The organism is Rheinheimera faecalis (genome assembly GCF_021290965.1).
GTDB lineage: Bacteria > Pseudomonadota > Gammaproteobacteria > Enterobacterales > Alteromonadaceae > Pararheinheimera > Pararheinheimera faecalis.
Window position 1 is genome coordinate 115008 of the sequence record NZ_JAJOYT010000002.1, and the last position, 18673, is coordinate 133680.

General features: G+C 47.4%; 14 protein-coding genes. 6 read left to right on the forward strand and 8 right to left on the reverse strand.

What is annotated here, in order from left to right; genetic code table 11:
* The first annotated feature begins 32 nt into the window (after positions 1 to 32).
* Together LSG34_RS04175 and LSG34_RS04180 are read left to right on the forward strand one after the other, a co-directional pair.
* Positions 33 to 1664, forward strand: a complete 1632-nt coding sequence (locus tag LSG34_RS04175; protein WP_233007562.1) for an ABC transporter permease — start codon at positions 33 to 35, stop codon at positions 1662 to 1664.
* The gene (locus LSG34_RS04180) at positions 1664 to 2698 is read left to right on the forward strand and encodes an ABC transporter ATP-binding protein (protein ID WP_233007563.1); all 1035 of its coding nucleotides are present in this window, start codon (positions 1664 to 1666) and stop codon (positions 2696 to 2698) included. The genes LSG34_RS04175 and LSG34_RS04180 overlap by 1 nt, the downstream gene beginning before the upstream one ends.
* Before the next feature lie 107 nt (positions 2699 to 2805).
* On the opposite strand, the gene LSG34_RS04185 is transcribed toward LSG34_RS04180, so the two are convergent.
* On the reverse strand, positions 2806 to 3954 hold the full coding sequence (locus tag LSG34_RS04185) for an E22 family MetX-like putative esterase (protein ID WP_233007564.1): 1149 nt from the start codon (positions 3952 to 3954) through the stop codon (positions 2806 to 2808).
* Between the two features lie 26 nt (positions 3955 to 3980).
* Positions 3981 to 5282 (reverse strand): GntP family permease, encoded by a 1302-nt coding sequence (locus LSG34_RS04190; protein WP_233007565.1) that lies wholly within the window; start codon positions 5280 to 5282, stop codon positions 3981 to 3983.
* 210 nt (positions 5283 to 5492) lie between these two features.
* On the opposite strand from LSG34_RS04190, the gene LSG34_RS04195 reads away from it, so the two are divergent.
* The gene (locus LSG34_RS04195; RefSeq protein WP_233007566.1) at positions 5493 to 7727 is read left to right on the forward strand and encodes a TonB-dependent receptor; all 2235 of its coding nucleotides are present in this window, start codon (positions 5493 to 5495) and stop codon (positions 7725 to 7727) included.
* Between the two features lie 139 nt (positions 7728 to 7866).
* Positions 7867 to 8514, forward strand: a complete 648-nt coding sequence (locus LSG34_RS04200; RefSeq protein WP_233007567.1) for a response regulator — start codon at positions 7867 to 7869, stop codon at positions 8512 to 8514.
* A 74-nt stretch (positions 8515 to 8588) separates the two neighbouring features.
* On the opposite strand, the gene LSG34_RS04205 is transcribed toward LSG34_RS04200, so the two are convergent.
* Both LSG34_RS04205 and LSG34_RS04210 read right to left on the reverse strand, forming a co-directional pair.
* On the reverse strand, positions 8589 to 9383 hold the full coding sequence (locus tag LSG34_RS04205) for a glycoside hydrolase family 19 protein (RefSeq protein WP_233007568.1): 795 nt from the start codon (positions 9381 to 9383) through the stop codon (positions 8589 to 8591).
* Positions 9384 to 9593: 210 nt separating this feature from the next.
* Positions 9594 to 9764 (reverse strand): hypothetical protein, encoded by a 171-nt coding sequence (locus tag LSG34_RS04210; RefSeq protein WP_233007569.1) that lies wholly within the window; start codon positions 9762 to 9764, stop codon positions 9594 to 9596.
* A gap of 176 nt (positions 9765 to 9940) precedes the next feature.
* On the opposite strand from LSG34_RS04210, the gene LSG34_RS04215 reads away from it, so the two are divergent.
* Complete coding sequence (locus tag LSG34_RS04215; RefSeq protein WP_233007570.1) at positions 9941 to 10837, forward strand: LysR family transcriptional regulator; 897 nt, start codon at positions 9941 to 9943, stop codon at positions 10835 to 10837.
* A 46-nt stretch (positions 10838 to 10883) separates the two neighbouring features.
* Here the strand turns inward: LSG34_RS04215 and LSG34_RS04220 are convergent, their stop codons facing one another.
* The 3 genes from LSG34_RS04220 to LSG34_RS04230 all read right to left on the reverse strand — a co-directional run bounded on the left by LSG34_RS04220 (position 10884) and on the right by LSG34_RS04230 (position 15785).
* Positions 10884 to 11381 carry a hypothetical protein gene (locus LSG34_RS04220; protein WP_233007571.1) on the reverse strand — a complete coding sequence of 166 codons (498 nt, stop codon included), beginning with the start codon at positions 11379 to 11381 and terminating at the stop codon, positions 10884 to 10886.
* 91 nt (positions 11382 to 11472) lie between these two features.
* The gene (locus LSG34_RS04225) at positions 11473 to 14961 is read right to left on the reverse strand and encodes a PAS domain-containing hybrid sensor histidine kinase/response regulator (RefSeq protein ID WP_233007572.1); all 3489 of its coding nucleotides are present in this window, start codon (positions 14959 to 14961) and stop codon (positions 11473 to 11475) included.
* A 74-nt stretch (positions 14962 to 15035) separates the two neighbouring features.
* On the reverse strand, positions 15036 to 15785 hold the full coding sequence (locus tag LSG34_RS04230; protein WP_233007573.1) for a 3-hydroxybutyrate dehydrogenase: 750 nt from the start codon (positions 15783 to 15785) through the stop codon (positions 15036 to 15038).
* A 359-nt stretch (positions 15786 to 16144) separates the two neighbouring features.
* Here LSG34_RS04230 and LSG34_RS04235 point away from each other — a divergent pair, with 359 nt between their 5' ends.
* A complete protein-coding gene (locus LSG34_RS04235) occupies positions 16145 to 17395 on the forward strand; it encodes a DUF819 family protein (RefSeq protein ID WP_233007574.1) in 1251 nt (416 codons plus the stop codon).
* 50 nt (positions 17396 to 17445) lie between these two features.
* On the opposite strand, the gene LSG34_RS04240 is transcribed toward LSG34_RS04235, so the two are convergent.
* Entirely contained in the window at positions 17446 to 18471 is a 1026-nt protein-coding gene (locus tag LSG34_RS04240; RefSeq protein ID WP_233007575.1) for a LacI family DNA-binding transcriptional regulator, read from the reverse strand.
* Positions 18472 to 18673 lie beyond the last annotated feature (202 nt).

Here is an 18673-nt window from a genome sequence, read left to right on the forward strand (position 1 = left end):
CGGCGTAATTTTATTAAAAGGATATCCAATTTTTGACCAGCCCGTTATTTAGCCGGACTATCACTGTATTCGCTTTGCTACTGGCAGTGCCTGTGCTGGTGGTGCTGGGCTCTTTGCTGACACCTCAGCCTGAGCTGTGGGCGCATTTGCTGGAAACTGTGCTGGTCGATTATGTCACTAACTCTTTGTTATTGGCTTTGGGTGTAGGTGTGTTAAGTGCTGGTATCGGTACTTTAATGGCCTGGACTGTGGCGCGTTATCAGTTTATTGGCAGAACAGTGGTGCAGTGGTTATTGCTGCTGCCTATGGCGATTCCGGCTTATATTATGGCGTATAGCTATACCGGCTTACTGGATTTCGCCGGGCCTGTGCAAAGTCAGTTGCGGCTTTGGTTTGACTGGTCTTACGGCGATTATTATTTCCCTGAAATCCGCTCTTTGCCCGGCGCTATTCTGATGTTGTCGCTGGTGCTTTACCCTTATGTTTATATGTTGGCACGCACAGCCTTTCGCCAACAGTCAGGTTCATTACTTGAAGCCAGCCGCACTTTAGGCTTTACACCGCGCCAGCATTTCTGGAAGGTGGCTTTGCCTGTGGCTCGCCCTGCGATTTTGACAGGGGCAGCATTGGCGATGATGGAAGCTTTGGCTGATTACGGCACAGTGCAGTATTTTGGTGTCACTACCTTTACCACTGGTATTTTCCGCACCTGGTTTGGCATGGGCAATCAGGTTGGGGCTGCGCAATTATCGGCGCTTTTGTGTAGTTTTGTGTTGTTGTTGCTTTATCTGGAGCAATGGTCCAGACGCAAACTGAAGTTTTATCAGCAAGGCCAAAAACAGCAGGAACCGACCCGCCAGCCTGTGCAGGGACTGGCCGGATTTAGCATGTTACTGCTTTGTTTAGTACCAGTGCTTTTAGGTTTTCTGTTGCCTGCTTTGCAGCTGTTGGGCTGGGCTTGTGATCGTGTTGATCAGCTGCTGTCACCAGATTTTATCCAACTGCTACTGAATAGCTTTTCGCTGGCTGCTTTAACGGCTCTAGTCACAGCTAGTCTGGCTTTATGTTTTGCTTATGCCAAGCGTTTATCCGGCCATTGGTCTTTGGTTTTACCTGTACGCATAGCCTCTATGGGCTACGCCTTACCAGGCACAGTCATAGCTATTGGGGTGATGTTACCGCTGGCCGCTTTGGATAACTCCATTGATTTATGGGCTGAGCAGCAGTTTGGCATTCGCACTGGTTTATTATTGTCCGGCACTTTAGTAGCGCTGGTGCTGGCTTACACAGTACGTTTTATCGCTGTGGCTTTGCATAGTGTCGAAGCAGGCCTGATGAACATTACGCCTTCAATGGACAATGCCGCCCGTAGCTTAGGTGAAAGCCCGGTTGGTGTGCTCAAGCGAGTGCATTTGCCGCTGCTTCGGGCTTCGGTATTGAGTGCTCTATTGCTGGTATTTGTGGATGTATTAAAAGAGTTACCTGCCACTTTATTGCTGCGGCCTTTTAACTTTAATACCTTGTCGGTGCGTACTTACGAGCTGGCCTCAGACGAGCGGTTGGCCGATGCAGCTTTGCCAGCCCTTGCCATAGTACTGATAGGTTTAATTCCGGTGATCCTGCTGTCCCGCGCTTTGGATCGTTCTAACAGAGGAGCAACTTAGTGCTGGTTTTACAACAGGTTTCCATAGCTTATGGCCCAGCCACTGTGGTCAAAGACGTTAGTCTCACTTTGCAACAAGGTCAGATCGGCTGTTTGTTAGGGCCTTCCGGCTGCGGTAAAACCAGTTTATTACGAGCTATCGCTGGTTTTGAACCTGTGCAAACTGGCTCTGTTGTGTTGGCCGATGCAATCTTGTCGGAGCCCGGCAGAATGATGAATCCTGAGCAGCGCCGTATTGGTATGGTGTTTCAGGATTTCGCGCTTTTTCCGCACCTGACAGTGGTGCAAAATATTGCCTTTGGCTTAAAGAAAAAGCCAAAAGCACAGCAGCAACAGGTAGTAAAGGAACTGTTAGCTTTAGTCGGCTTGCCGACATTAGGCGAGCGTTATGTGCATCAGCTGTCTGGTGGTCAGCAGCAGCGGGTGGCTTTAGCCCGGGCTTTAGCGCCAGAGCCCGAAGTCTTGTTATTGGATGAGCCTTTTTCCGGTTTAGACGCTGATTTACGTGAAGCTTTGGCGCAGGATATCAGAGCCATTATCAAGCAGCGTGGGATCAGCGCTTTGATGGTGACTCATGATCAGTTTGAAGCTTTTGCGATGGCTGATCAGATAGGTGTGATGCAGCATGGCAAGCTACAGCAGTGGGGCAGTGCCTACGAGTTGTATCATCAGCCGGCGAACCGATTTGTGGCGGACTTTGTTGGTCACGGTGCTTTACTTAAAGGTGAAATCCTGGCGGATGAAAAGGTATACACAGCCTTAGGTGTTTTTGCCCAGACTCAGTCGAATTTTGGCTCTGGTGTCACTGTTGATTTGCTGGTGCGGCCGGACGATATAGTGCACGACGATCAAAGTGGTTTTACCGCTAAAGTAGTGAGTAAATCCTTCCGTGGTTCGCATATTTTGTATAGCCTGGAGTTAGAAGGGGCAGAGCAGGTGTATTGTTTAGCGCCAAGCCATCATGATCATCAACTGCACAGCCGCATTGGTATTAAGCTGGAACTGGATCATTTGGTGTTGTTTGCGCGTGTCTGAACGGAGATAAAAAAACAGCTAAGGTATAGACCTTAGCTGAAAACCAGAGGCGGGCAAACCTCAACAGGGTGGAAGTAAGCTATGTCGAGCTATATAGTTTCAAAAAGTTAGTCTGCCAAAAACAGCCGTATTTGCTCTGCTTTGCTTTGAATATTCAAAAGCCCATCTAAATGACCTGCCTGACCACCAATCTCTTCGTAGCCAGCGCCTGGCATCTGATCTTTGCTGTGTTTTGCCATAGCCGGTGTCAGCAATAAATCACCGGTAGCGGGTAACCACAAAGTTTTTGCTTTCACGCTTTTGAGCTTTTGTTGCCAGTTATCGCCCATACCAGCGCGCCATAATTGCGAGGCCCGCACCAGATAGAGCAACGAATTAGCGTCCATCAGCGCTGAGCGTTGTTTAGCGGCGCTCATCAGCTGTTTCCAGGCTGGTAGTTCGGCCTGAATATCCTGATGAATAGCTGTATCTAAAGCCGGAGCTGGGTAGCTTTGATTAAATAACTCCGGGTTCAGTGCATCCTGAATCACATAAGCTAAAGCTCGTGTTAGTCCAGCGGGTTGTTGTGTGAACGGATAAGCACCTTTGTTCCAATCTGGGTCCTGTTTTATAGGCTGAGCCCAACGTTCTAAACGTATTGCACTGAAACTGTCGATATAAGCCGTGCCTATAACGGGCAATAAACGCTCCACTTTATCCGGATAACTGACAGCCCATTCAATTGCCTGAAAGGAACCCATGGATGGGCCTATCACGGCATAGAGTTTTTGAATACCGAGTTTATCTAGCAGGGCTTTTTGCACTTCAACAAAATCGAGAATGGTAACCACAGGAAAAGTTAAACCATAAGCTTTGCCTGTATCCGGATTAACACTGGCTGGGCCTGTGGTGATCACGTCGGGTGAAAAAGCATTCAGGTTGGCCAGACTGTCGACACTCAGTACATAGAATTTGTTGGTATCTATGGCTTTACCAGGACCGATAATTTTGTCCCAGTAGCCTGGCGCTGCATCTGTAGCGCGGTATTTGCCTGCAGCATGGGAGCTGCCGGAAAAATAATGGGTGATTAAAATGACATTGGATTTATCGGCATTGAGCTTGCCATAAGCCTCCCAACCGACTTTGACCTGCTTTAAAGCCACACCACTTTGAGTGGTAAAGCGCGCCAGTTCAAGCTGCTGTTTTTGTACTAAAGGCAGCTCTGCCGCCTGAACAAGGCTGCTGAACAGCAGCATAAAACCAAGCCATAGTTTCATTTTAAATCCTTTCAGCAAAGCTTTGATCACAACCATTGAAACAGGAAAATAGCCAGCATCACGCCCAAAGTCGGTACCACTACTGTCACAGCGGCGACAGGCCAGTAGGCATTTTGATGGCTTTCACCACAGATAGCACGAATAGTAGTGACCACATAACCATTGTGAGGCAATGAGTCCAAAGCGCCGGATGAAATAGCGACCACGCGGTGTAACTGCTCTGCATCCACCCCTCGCTCTAAATAGACAGGGGCTATCTCAGGCAGGGCTATGGCTTGACCGCCTGAGGCTGAACCTGTTAAACCCGCAATCACACTAACAGCCACAGCAGCGCCTATCAGCTCAGAGCCTGGTAAATGCGTCATGGTTTCGACCACAGCAGCAAAAGCTGGTGTCAGCTTGGCGACTGAACCAAAACCGACCACAGCTGCTGTATTGCCTATGGCAATTAATGCCCCTGTTGCGCCTTGATCCAGAGTCTGGCCCAAAGAGGTTAAGAACTTGCGATTGAGTAAATACAAAGTGCTGACACCACCTGTCAGCGCCACTATTAAGGCGGCTTGTTGTAGTGAATCATGTAATAAATACGACAACAACAGTACCACCAGCAAAGGCAAAATACCCATCATAGGATGAGGTAAGGCTTTGTCGCCGACTACAGGATCCGCTTCGCGGCTTTCGAAGTGTTCGCCTTTTGCCATCGCGGTTTTGATCATCTTCATCAGCCAGCAATAACCTACTATGGCCATAAAAACCGCCACTATGATGCTGACTTCCCAGCCCGCATAAGGGCTGGTGCCGAGGTATTGAATAGGGATCCAGTTTTGAATTTCAGGCGAACCTGCTGAGGTCATAGTAAAAGTAACAGAACCTAAACCTAAAGCGGCCGGAATAAAACGCCGCGGCAGGTTGGCGTCTTTAAATAAGCTAACTGCCATAGGGTAAGCTGAAAAGGCCACGACAAAAATGCTGACGCCACCGTAAGTCAGCACAGCACAAGCTAAAACAACAGCCAGTACAGCGCGTTGTTTGCCGATACGTTTGACTATGGCAAGCGCCACAGCGTCGGCAGCGCCTGTATGTTCCATCAGCTTGCCAAACAGGGCCCCCAGTAAAAACATTAAAAACCAGCTGGAAACAAAACCGGCGAAACCCGACATATAACCCTGCACAAAATTGGCTGGGTTATCGGCCAGCCAAAATGGAATGCCATTAAACAAAGCCACAAATAAAGCGCAGAGTGGCGCCAGAATAAACAGGTTTACCCCGCGCATGGTCAGCACTATCAGTAACACCAACCCCGCCAACAGACCAAATAAACTCAGCATAGAAACAACCTTGTGTTTTTTCTTTAGTCTGGTGTAAAGCTGTAGGTCAAACCATAGTACTAAGGTACAGTCTTATTGCTGTTCTGTTTGTTAACTCTTTTATTTTCATGCGCTTACTGTAGTTTGTGGCAGGTATAGTACTAAGGTACAGCTTAACATTTCGACAGGACAGCCTAGAGTGGTACTGGACAAGTTAGCAGGAGAAGGCACATGGCCCATAACAATAAGAAGACGAAGACTGTATTCCAACCCACTTTATTAGCAGTGCTGATAGGGTCCGCTTTAATCCATCCGGTAATGGCAGAACAGGCCAGCGACGAAACTGCAGCACAAACAGCAGAACAAGAAGAAGCGACGCTTGAAGTCATTCAGGTGACTGCTCGTAAAACGGCTGAAAACCTGCAGCAGGTACCTGTTGCTGTAACCTCTATAGGTGCAGAAGCTCTGGCTCAGCGTGGCATTGAAAACTTAACAGCAGTGCAGGCCTATTCGCCGAATACAACCTTGCAGGTGTCCCGTGGTACCAACAGTACTTTAACGGCATATATCCGTGGTATAGGTCAGCAGGATCCGCTCTGGGGTTTTGAACCTGGCGTTGGTATTTATATTGATGACGTCTATATGGCCCGCCCTCAGGGCGCTGCTATGGATGTATATGATGTAGAACGCATTGAAGTATTGCGTGGCCCTCAGGGCACTTTATATGGCCGCAATACCATAGGCGGCGCGGTGAAATACATCACTAAGCCTTTGAGTGGTGATAATGAGCTCAGCCTACGTGGCACTGTAGGTAACTATGGCCAAAAAGACTTTAAAATTGCTGGCCAGACCGCATTAACAGACAAGTTGTTTTTTGGTGCCGCCTTAGCCACGCTGAATCGTGATGGTTTTGGTACTTACCTCAATACAGGCGCAGAAAACTACGATAAAGATATTCTGACTGGCCGTGTCAGTCTGCAGTATCAGGCGACAGATAATTTACGTTTTAGTTTTGCGGCTGATCGCACTGAAGATGATTCAAACTCCAAAGGCGGCCATCGTTTAACTCCTAGTTTAGTCACTGGTGATGCGCCACCAGAAAGCGTATTTGATTCCAATACCAGCATGCCAGCCGACAACTCAGTGGTGACTGAAGGTCAGTCGCTGACTATTGCCTGGGATATCAATAGCAACTGGACCGTCAAATCCATTACCGCTAAACGTGAAGGCGTGACAGATACCAATATCGACTTTGATGCGACAGAATTACCTTCATTAGACGTACCGGCCTTTTACGAAGACGAACAAACAACGCAGGAACTGCAGTTGTTGTTTAACGGCGACAAACTGACGATGGCATCTGGTCTGTATTATTTTAAAGGTGACGCCTGTGGTGCTTTTGGTACTGTGCTGGTGCAAGGCCTGGGTGTAACCACTGAAAATGGTGGTTGTGTTGAAACCGACAGTGTGGCTGCTTATGTGCAAGGTAGTTATCAGTACACAGATAAGCTGTCTTTCACTTTAGGTGGCCGTTATACCGAAGATGATAAAGACGCAGAAGTTTATCGTTTTGTGTACTTAGGCTACAAAAGACCACGTGATGCAGGCACTCCTATTGCTGTGCAGTCAGACTTTGAAGGCAGCGAAACCTTCAGTCATTTTTCACCCCGTGTAGGTTTTGAATATCAAAGCAACGACAACTTTATGTGGTATGGCTCGTACACCGACGGTTTTAAATCCGGTGGTTTTGATATGCGCGGCAACCAGTCGATTAACCCAAATGCGGGCGATCCTTATCAGGAAGAGACGGTAGATACTTTTGAACTTGGTTTTAAAAGTGAGTGGAATGATCGCACTTTACGTTTAAATGCTGCAGCTTTTAGCTCCAGCTATGACGATATGCAAGTGACTGTGCAGCGGGCTGTGAATAATACTGTGGCTTCTCAGGTATTAAATGCGGCCAGCGCTGATATCCGTGGTTTTGAAGTGGAGATGATCTCTGTTCTGACCAACAACTTAGAGTTAACAGGTATCTTAGGTTACACAGACGCTAAGTTTAACGAAGTGGTGTTTTTTGATGCGGCTTCCCAGACGAATGTTGATGTATCCGATGTCTGGTCTTTTGCCAATACTCCGGAATGGACTGGTACTTTAGGTCTGAAATACACCCAAAGTGCTGGCATAGGCGAAATCGTTTATAACGTTATGGGTTCGTACCGCGCCGATACGCAGATTTTTGAAGTACCTTCAGTGCTGGACTTTGGTGGCTACACTATCTTCAACGCTGGTGCCACCTGGTACTCCAACGATGGTCACTGGGACTTGTCTGCTCAGGTGCGTAACATAGGTGATAAAGAAACCCGTATTGCCGGTTACAACTTCCCACTGTTAGCGGGTGAACAAACTATTACTGCCTACTACGGCGACCCAAGAACTTATAGTTTAACTTTGGGATACCGTTTCTAAGCTTTGATGGCGTAAGGGCGGGGTTTATCTCCGCCCATATCTGCTGCTTTAGGTACGAAGGCTAAAAAACACTTGCCGGGGCGAAAGCCCCGGTTCAGTATGGTGAAAAGAGGTTTTATAAAGTTGATACTGCGCTGTTATGATTGCGATTATTGCTGATGACCACCCGTTATTCCGTGTCGCTTTGGCACAAGCTTCCCAACAAATTCTTGGCACTGATGCTGTATTGCTGCAAGCCAATAGCATGGCGCAGTTATGGGCTTTATTGCTGCAACACCCTGATACCGAAATGATCTTTCTGGATTTAAAGCTGCCGGATGCTGAAGGTTTTGCTGGTTTAACTTCGCTTCGCACTGAATACCCTGATATCTCCATTTTGATGGTGTCTGCGATTGAAGATCCTGCTGTCATTAAACAAGCCTTACAGCTGGGGGCTTCAGCTTATATTCCAAAATCTGCGCCGCTGGATTTATTATCCGAAGCCGTAGCGCAGGTGGTGGCTGGGGAGAGTTGGGTACCGGCTGAACTGGTCAACGAAGTGGAAAAAGCCAGGGATCTGATTGATCAGGATTTTTCCCGCAGGCTGGAGCAACTGACACCCCAGCAATTTCGTGTGCTGAAAATGATTGCCGACGGTTTGCTGAATAAACAAATTGCCTATGAAATGCAGGTGCAGGAAACCACCATCAAGCAGCATGTGTCGGCAATTTTGCGCAAACTGAATGTGAATAACCGCACCCTTGCCGGTATTTTGTTTGAGAAGTTAAAGCTACCAGACGAGTTCTAACTTCCCGTCGTCCCCTGGATTGGACTGACATTTTTGACGGGCGGGGATAAACCCTGCCCCTACGATTTTTGTGGTTAATTTAGCCCCATCTGTTGTTTAGCTATGCCAAGCAAATGCGCTCTGTCTTCTATACCATTGGTGCCACCGTTAATCAGTTGGGTGACTTTGGTCAAATCATCAGCTTGTGCCGCAGCATTAATATTACGTTTTTGCCAATACCAGCAGCCAGACGCCACTGCCAACACAGGATCTGTGGCGACTAAATCTGGCTGGCTGACCACATCTACGCCCCAGTCCTGGCTAAAAGCCTGATAGTTTGCTTTACCTGTCAATTGAATAATGCCGCGGCCTCGGTAGGCCCAGCCGTCACCACTTTGTTCATTGCCATTTCCCATTCTGTTGGTATAAATACGGTTGGCTATTTTTTCCGGCTGACGGGCGTAGCTATTCACGTCAATGCCAACAAAATACTTCGCAAATAAAGAGGTCAGGGCAGAGGCACTGTAGTTCAGGTTTTCTCTCAGCTGCGAGTAACCAGCACTTTCATGGGCCGTTTGCGCCATAAAATGTGCAACACATAAAGGCGGTGTGATTTGAGCTTTAGGTAAATCCAGATCCAACGCGTTGCAGAAACTACTCAAAGCACTGCTGCTTAAGTTTGGGCATAAAGCAGATAACAAAGCAGGACTCACCAGTGAGGCTGATGTTGTGGTCGGGAAATCTGGCAACTGTAACTGCTGACCCGGATAAATCTGGTTAGGGTTGGTCAGATGATTCTGGCTTGCTATCCAACTGGCTTTGCTGCTATCGCCATAATAACTGGCAGCTATGGTGCTTAAGGTATCTCCGGTTTTGACCTGATAAAGCATGATGCTCTCCCTGTCGTTGAAAAATAACAGGTACAAAGTATGGTGCAGTTTTTGTTTTTTAACAGTGGTTCGACAATAGTCTCAGCAATATTGTGCGTCACCGAAAATATGCTCCTGCATTTTCGGTGTACCGTACCTCCTGTACATAAAAAAAAGCCCACCGCTATGGTGGGCAAGAGGCGGCAACGCCTATTAGCTAGGAACTGGTGATTAGCAGCAACTGACGGTCGCCGCTTGCTTTGGAACTGGAACTACAGCCTGTTTTATCTGACAGGCAGTTGTCGATTTATCGGGTTCAGTTTGTGCTGCTGGAGCTACTGGCACATAACCATGAAACTCAGCTAAGCCTTTAAAAACCTGAATTAAACTTTGTTTGAACATAAAGCTGTCTCCTTGTGGTCTGAGTCTCGTTGTTTGAATAATGAGCAGTGTAGAGGCTGTGCAAGCTTTTGATTAGTCATGCTGACAAAGACAGATAGTTTCCTAAAAGAAACAGTCAGAGTGAAAAAATCTGGTTAAAATCAACAACGAAAACAGCATAAGAAAAAGGTGCAGGGATGTCGTTGCTTCAGCGTTTAAGTGATATGGCTACGTTTGCCAAAGTAGTAGAAAGCCGCAGTTTTACCCAGGCTGCTGTAGCCTTGGATATGTCCAAAGGTGCAGTCAGCAAAGCCATCAGTCGTTTAGAGCAACATTTAAATGTACGTTTATTACAGCGCTCGACCCGCCAGTTGAGTTTAACGTCCGAAGGTGAGGCGTTTTTTGAGTACTGCCAACAGGTTGTGACTCAGGCTGATCAGGCCGAACATCACTTATCCGAACTGCGTGACGAACCTTCAGGTTTAATTCGTATCAGTGTGCCTGTCACCTTTGGCACTCTGTTGATTGCTCCTTTGTTGCCTGAGCTTTTGAAACAATACCCGAAGTTGAGTGTTGAACTGGATTTAAATGACAAAGTGGTCGACCTGATTGCAGAAAAAATGGATTTGGGCATGCGTTTTGGTCGTTTAGCCAATTCCAGTCTTATTGCCCGATCACTGCCGGGGTTACCTATTACCATGGTGGCTTCGCCGGGCTATCTGAAAGAGTTTGGCACCCCCCAAAGCCCGGCAGATTTATGTCATCACCAATGTTTAAGTTCAGGATCTTCCATTGCGGATCGCACCTGGTTCTTTCGGTATATGGATCAGAGCATTGAAGTCTTAACGTCAGGCCGGGTGTTATGCAACAGCAACAGAGCATTAAAACATGCAGCTTTGGCTGATATGGGCTTGTTGTTTGTCACCCGTTATCAGGTGGAAAAAGAGCTGCAAAATGGCAGTCTGGTTGAGGTGATGCAGGACTACATGCCAGATCCACTGCCGCTGCATCTGGTGTATCCAAACCGCCATCATATGAAGGCGGGCTTAAAGGTAGTGATCCAGTTTTTCCAGCAGCAGTTTGCCGCTTGCTAAACTGCGCTGTGTCAGGATCCTGCCGTATAGTTGGTTAGCCGATTGATCAGGCAGATTGTGAAAACTTGGTATTTTCTAGTTTTAACTTTTTGTATTGCCAGAATAAACCAGCCAGATACAACAGGAAAATAGTACCCAGGATCTGTTTTACTAATGGAGATTCAGGGCCTTCCGGAGCCAGCGGTGCGCCAACAGGTAAGCGGCTTAAGCTTTCGACTGTGGTAGGAATAAACATCAGAAAAAAACTGGTACTCATCAGAATTCTCTCAAGCAGAGGGGCCGCATTTTGTAATGCGGAGAGTTTTGGCAACAGATAGGCTGCACCAATCAGCAGCAAGATCAAAATTCCTAAGAAATGTCCTTCACTAAGCTTACCGGTTTTCATAATAGTAAAAGCAGTGGCTACTGCAGCGACAGTGCTCAGGCTGTACCAAAAGCCCAGTTTGCTGCGCGGATTAATATGGCCCTGTTGGAACAGCAATATGGCCGCCAGCACTATAGGAATTAAGCTAATGAGCGTATGCACAATACCAAACACAGACATTATGATTTCCTCAATAAATTGAAATTCTTAAGCCTAGATGAGTATTTGCAGCTCGGCTTCATAGTTGAGAAAATTTAGTTTATGACTTTGTTCAGTTCAACAGACGTTGTAATAAGCGCTTTAATGACACTTCTTTTAGAGGTTTGAGCATAAAATGAAAACCAGCATTGAGCGCATGTTGGCGGATATCGCCACTTTGATCGGCTGAATTAATAACGACTGGCGCACTGATGCCAAAATGTTCTGCCAGTTGCACCGCCACTTCAACTCCTGTGGCGCCATGATCCAGATGGTAATCAAATAACATCAAATCAGGTTTAAAGCCTTGTTGCACAGCACTCAGCGCTTCATTGGGAGAGCTGACGGCCATCACTTCGCAGTGCCAGCTTTGCAGCAACTGCGAAACAGCCTGCAGCAACACAGCTTCGTTATCCATCAGCAAAATACGTTGTCCGGCAAAGCGGCTGGGCTGGCTGGATTTAAGCTGTGGCAACACACGTTGGCTGACTCTGGCCAGCGGTACCCTGATGTAAAAACAACTGCCTTTGCCTGGCACAGAACTAAAGCTGACTTCATGACCCAACAAGCTACAAATACGCTGGCTGATGGCAAGCCCAATACCCAGACCTTTTTGGTCTGCCTGACTGCCTTGCTGGAACTCATCAAAGATTTTCTGCTGGTCTGCTTCGCTGATGCCTATGCCGGTATCGCAAACACAAATTCGAAGCGCCTTACCCTGGCGTTTTACGCCCAGCAGAATTTTGCCACTCTGGGTATAACGCAGCGCATTGGCCAATAAATTCTGGATCACGCGTTTTAGTAACTTAGCGTCACTAAAAGTGCCAAGACGGGTAGGAATATACTTAAAGCCCAAGCCTTTACTTTGGGCCAATACCGCTGCTTCCCGTGCACTTTGATCCAATAATTCTGACAGAGCAAAAGTTTCAGGTTGGGCTTTGACCACACCGGCATCCAGTTTGGTCAGCTCCAGAATAGCGGCCAGCAACTCTTCCGCAGAATTCAGCGAATGCGTTAAATTTTGGGCCAGTTGCTTTACTTCCTCCTGCTGACTTTGCTGGCGGATCAGGCCACAAAACAAGGCTGCCGCATTAAAAGGTTGCATCAGATCATGGCTGGCGGCGGCAAAAAAACGGGTTTTGGCTGCTGTGGTGGCTTCCAGCTGTTGTTTAGTCTGCTGCAGTTGCTGGTTTAGTTGTTCCAACTCAGCGGTGCGGCTTTTCACCCGTTGTTCCAGGGTATTATTGCTTTGCTCCAGCTCGCGCTGTACTTCAATAAAAGAGCTGACGTCGCTATAGGTGGTGACAAAACCGCCACCAGGCAGCGGATTGCCCAGCATTTCAAAAATACGTCCATCCTGCTGCTGACGCTGAAACTTGTAGCTGCTGCCCTGACGTAAGTAATTCAGTCGCTTTTGTATTTCCTGACAGATTTCCTGTTCAGACAAAGCCTGACCCGCCAAACCCCGTTGTAGGTTGTAACGAATAAGCTCTTCAACCGGGCGTCCTACTTCAACTAAACCTGGGGGATAGGCAAATAGCTCAAGGTAACGCTGATTCCAGGCTATCACTCTTAGATCAGCGTCCACCACGCTGATGCCCATACTGATATTGTCTATGGTGGCATGTAATAAAGCCTGATTAAACTGAAACACCTGACTGGCTTCGTCGACAAAACGGGCGACGGATTCAATAGGCAGCTGGGCGTGTTTCCCTGATGCCTGTAATAAAAGCCGCATCGAAGCGCCGCCAACTACGGCAGCCAGACTACGTTCTACCGCCTGCATAAATTGTGGATTGGCCCACTGTTGGGGTTCCATCGTGTTTTTACTGTAGCGTTGCAGCAGCTTTTTGGCTTCTTTTTCACCGGCAAAACGCCGCACTAATAAATAACCGTCCTGCACACTTAATACCGGGCTTTGACTGTTTGAGCTTGGCTGGCTCGGACGACGTAAAAAGCGATAACTTTCCAGCCATTCACCTAAACGGGTTTGACTGAAATGGCTGACCAACAGCAGCATCCCTGTATTGACGGTCAAACTCAACAGCACACCTAAACTGACGGAATCGATGTGGCCACCAAAAAGCTGTGACGGCGCTAACCAACTTATGCCTAAAGGCCCTTCAGTTAACCAGTCTCCGTCAATAAAGCCGGCTCTGGCCAATTCCGGCAGCAATAAAATATAAGCCCAAATCGCCAGACCGCTGCATAAAGCGGCGATGGCCCCTTGTCTGTTAATGCGCTGACTGAATAAACCTAAAATTAAAGCTGGTGCTAACTGGGCTATCAAGGCAAAAGCCATTAAACCCAGCTGAGCCAGGCCAGTGCTGGTGCCTATCCAGCGGTAATACAGATAACCGCAAAACAATACGGCCAGCATGGACCAACGCCTTAAAGTGACCACTTTGATTTTTTGCTGCCCAGGATCTTCAATGTTTTGCTTGCGGTAAATCAGCGGCGTGAGTAAATCGTTGGTGATCATAATACCCAGCACTACAGTGGCAACTATCACCATGCTGGTGGCGGCAGAAAATCCGCCTAAATAAGCCAACAAAGCAATGTCGGTGCGGTTAGCAGCCAAAGGCAGTTGCAGTACTACTAAATCCACATTGGCCTGGGGACCCAGCATCATAATACCGGCCAAAGCCAAAGGCAGAGTAAATACACTCATCAGCAGCAGGTAGCCCGGGAATATCCAGCGGGCCTGATGCAAATGGCTCAGTTGTTGGTTTTCGACAAAGCTGACGTGAAACTGGCGGGGTAAACATAGAGTCGCGATAAACCCTAGCAACACATGCACCCAGTACACATAAGAAGGCTGGCCTTGTTGTTGTATTTGTTGCACTGAAGGGTGTTCAGCGGCTTTGCTGAAAATATCGGCCATGCCATCAAACATGCCCCAGCAAACAAAAATACCAATACTGACCAGCGCCAGTAATTTCACCAGTGATTCAAAGGCGATTGCTGCCATCAAGCCCGGATTTGGCTGATGCGCTTTGGCGCTACGACCAGAAAACAACAAAGCAAAAACAGCCAGCCAAACTGTGACATAAAGTCCTGTGTCCTGATACCAGGGTCTGTTGTCCTGCATAATCACCAGCGCTTGAATACTGGTGCTGATGGCCTGCAGCTGCAACGAAATATAAGGAATAATAGCGATCAGCACTATGAGGGTGGTTAGTATCGCCAGTAAACGGGAATGACCATAACGGGTGGCGATAAAGTCGGCGACTGAGGTAATACGGTAACGACGACAGGCAATAGCAATGCGGCCTATTAGACCAAAAGCAAACCAGAACAGAATAAGTGAGCCTATGTAAGTCGGTGGTATCCACCAGCCATTGACGGCGGCCTGAGCTGTGACGCCATAAAATGCCCATGAGGTGCAATAAATCGATAAGGCAAAGCTGAAAATCCAGGGCGACACTGGATGGCGGCGCTGCAGCCTGCGGCCCACAGCACCTGCGCCTAATAACACTAATAAATACAGCAAAGACAAAGCGGCAATGGTGCCAAGACCAATGTTGCTGGCAGGTAAGGTCATAATCAGGTCAGTGGTCACGGAATCACTTCATTCTGCCTTGATGCCGGGCGGGCTGTCCAGCTTGGGCTACTCGTCTGAGCCTCAGGTTGCATTTAACGAGCTGTCCAGCCACCGTCCAGTACCAGCGTCTGAGCCGTGATATGCCGTGCTGCGGGCTCACATAAAAACGCCGCTGTGCTGGCAATTTCATCCACGCCTATAAAAGCTTTTTGTGGCATAGGCGCCAACATGATCTGATCGATCACTTGTTGCTCTGTCAGGTTATGCTCTTTGCTTTGCGCCGCTATTTGTTGATCAACTAGTGGGGTACGGACATAAGCAGGGCAAATGGTATTGATGGTGAAGTCAAAATTGGCGTTCTCTAAAGCGACCACTTTGCTAAACCCCAATAGGCCATGTTTGGCGGCTACATAAGCGGATTTAAAAGGCGAGGCCACCAGTGCATGGATAGAACCTATATTAATGACCCGGCCAAAACCTTGTTGCTGCATCCGTGGCAACACAGCTTTGGTCAGCATAGCCGGGCCTGTCAGCATCACTTGCAACAATTGTTGCCATTTCTCTTCAGGAAAATCTTCCAGCCGGGCGACGTGTTGCACTCCGGCATTGTTGATCAGAATATCAATTTGATAGGCCTGAGCGCAGGCTTCTATTGAAGATTGACCCATCAAGTTCAGCAGTATGCTGCTTGCCTGATAACCCGCGGCTGTCAGCTCTTGTTGGCGACTATCCAGTTGGCTGCTGTTGATATCCGCCAAAATCACATGATGGCCCAAACGGCCGAAATGCTCAGCTACCGCAAAACCAATACCACCAGTGCCGCCTGTTATTAATACATTCATTGTTCAACTGCCTCTGCTGACAAAAACTTTATGTCAGGCAGGTTAGGTGCTCTGGTACGCAACCACAACGGTACTTTAGTGCTATAGCAGCTGATTTTTGTTTGCAAAGGCTTTTAGTCGTTACTTTTTGCTGAACCATGGCATAGCGGGAAACTTTGTTTTGTCTGGCCCGCCAGCTGTGATAGATTTAGGCTTCACGTAAAAAATAACTACAAAGTTCTGTCAGTGGAATGGCATGGATAACTGATGTTTTTATCTGTTATCACAAATAAATAGCTTTAAAGCTGAAAATAATAGCCATTAGTAACAAAACTGCAGAATTATTCCCTGTTCGACATGGGGAACACCGAGGAAAAACTATGGAACAATCTACTGCGCTGATCACCAACGATGCAGTTGTGCTTGGCTTATTAGCTGTCATTCTTGGATTGGTGTTTCATACCAGCCAAAGCAGCAATAAATATTGCCAGGGCTTTTACAAATATGTGCCTGCTTTATTATTGTGTTATTTCATCCCTTCGTTATTTAACAGTTTTGGCATTATCGATGGTGATAAGTCTGAGCTGTACAAAATGGCGTCGCGTTATCTTTTACCAGCCAGCTTAGTATTACTAACTATCAGTGTTGATTTTAAAGCTATTTTAGGCCTCGGCCCTAAAGCTCTGATCATGTTCCTGACAGGTACTGCCGGTATTATTATCGGTGGTCCTTTGGCTCTGGCCATAGTTGGAAGTTTTGCACCGGAAGCCGTAGGTGGTGAAGGTGAAAACGCCATTTGGCGTGGTATGACGACTATAGCCGGTAGCTGGATTGGTGGTGGTGCCAATCAGGCGGCGATGAAAGAAGTATTCGAAGTCGGTGGTCCGATTTTTTCGGTGATGATTACCGTTGATGTGATAGTGGCTAATATCTGGATGGCGGTATTGCTGTGGATAGCCAATAACTCTGAACGTTTTGATCGGGCCAATAAAGCAGATACCAGTGGTATTGAAGCTTTAAAGCAAAAAATTGAGAAGTATCAGGCGGAAAATTCGCGCAACCCTAGTTTAACTGACTTGATGAAACTGGTGGCTGTGGCCTTTGGTGTCACTGGTATTTCGCATTTCCTGGCCGATATTATAGCGCCATGGATTGAGCTGAATGCGCCGGAGTTGGCAATGTATAGCTTAACCAGCACCTTCTTCTGGCTGGTGCTGATTGCAACTACTTTGGGTTTAGTCTTGTCTGCGACTAAAGCCCGCAATCTGGAAGCTGTAGGTGCTTCAAAGTTAGGTTCGGTCTTTATCTACATTCTGGTGGCTACCATTGGTATGCATATGGACGTGACTGCCATTCTGGATTATCCGGTGATGTTTGTGGTTGGTGTCATTTGGATGAGTTTCCATGCAGGCTTGCTGATTTTTGTAGCCCGTCTGATTAAAGCTCCGATGTTCTATATGGCGGTGGGCAGTCAGGCCAATGTGGGAGGCGCAGCATCAGCTCCAGTGGTAGCGGCCGCTTTCCATCCTGCTTTAGCTCCTGTCGGTGTCTTACTGGCAGTATTAGGTTATGCGCTTGGCACTTATGGTGGCTATATCGCAGGTTTATTGCTGCAACAAGTGGCGCCTTAAGCCTCTTCGCAAATTAAGAGGCAGGGTCATCAACTCTGCCTCTTAATTATTCAACTGCTGACTTGAGCCGTTGATTCACGCACCAAAAGTTCCGGAATAAACACAGGCTGATCTTCGGTATGGCTTTGACTGCCAGGTCTGGTGTGTTTAAACAACAACTCAGCTGCACTTTGCGCTATGGTGCTGTTGGGTTGATGCGCAGTGGTCAGGGGAGGCCAGGTCTGACGCGAAAACGGACTGTTCTCAAAACCAACGATAGAAAGCTGCTTTGGAATTTCAATATGTTGCAGGCGGGCGCTAAATAAAGCTCCTGCTGCAATTTCGTCGTTACAGGCGAAAATAGCTGTTGGCTTGTTCGGTAAAGCCAGCAACTGAGTTGCGCCTTTTACGCCCGATTCAAACGAATAACTGCCCGGCACCACAAACTTAGGGTTCGTCTCTATGCCTCTTTTGGTGAGAGCCGCTTTAAAACCTGCTAAACGCTCGCCACTGGAACTGTGTTCTTCATCTCCACATAAAAATGCGATCTGACTGTGACCCAATTCGAGTAAATGGTTGGTGATCTTAAAAGCAGCCGTGAAGTCGTCCACCAGAACGCAATTGGTTTGTTTAGGTGAAGGTGTTGAGCCCGAAATAATACGAACAAAATCAACATTAATGCTGCTCAGGGCTTCGGCTATTTCCGGCATTTCTGAAAAAGGTGGCGTTAAAACTAAACCTGCCAGCCTGGAATGCTGAACCAAATCAATCACTTCCTGCACTATGCCTGGTGATTTCGCATTGGTAGGGTGGATCAATAACTCATAACCATGTTTGCGGCAGGCATCCAACAAACCTCTTTGCATATCAATTACATAGTAGGCATTTGGGTTGTCGTAGATATAGCCAATACTGTACGACTTAGTACTGGCCAGATTACGGGCAGCGGCATTTGGCTGATAATGCAGCTCCTGCATCGCCTGATTCACTTTATCGATCGTCGCTTGTTTTACCGACGGTTCGTTGTTCATCACCCGCGACACTGTCTTGATTGACACACCCGCTTTAGCGGCTACGTCATGAATGGTCACTTTCATTGCTGGATCCCAAAAAGCACAACACCCAATGGCCTTATGCTGAAAATAAATAAGCCGATTTTTTTGCTGATCCAGCTAACTTTATGACAGCGCTGGTCATTTTGTAACAAAGATTAAGTTAAGGGATAACTCTTTTTTATTAAAACGGCAAACATTTATTCCAGCTTTTTTGCTCAAAAAATGTTCTTTTTTGTCATTTTTA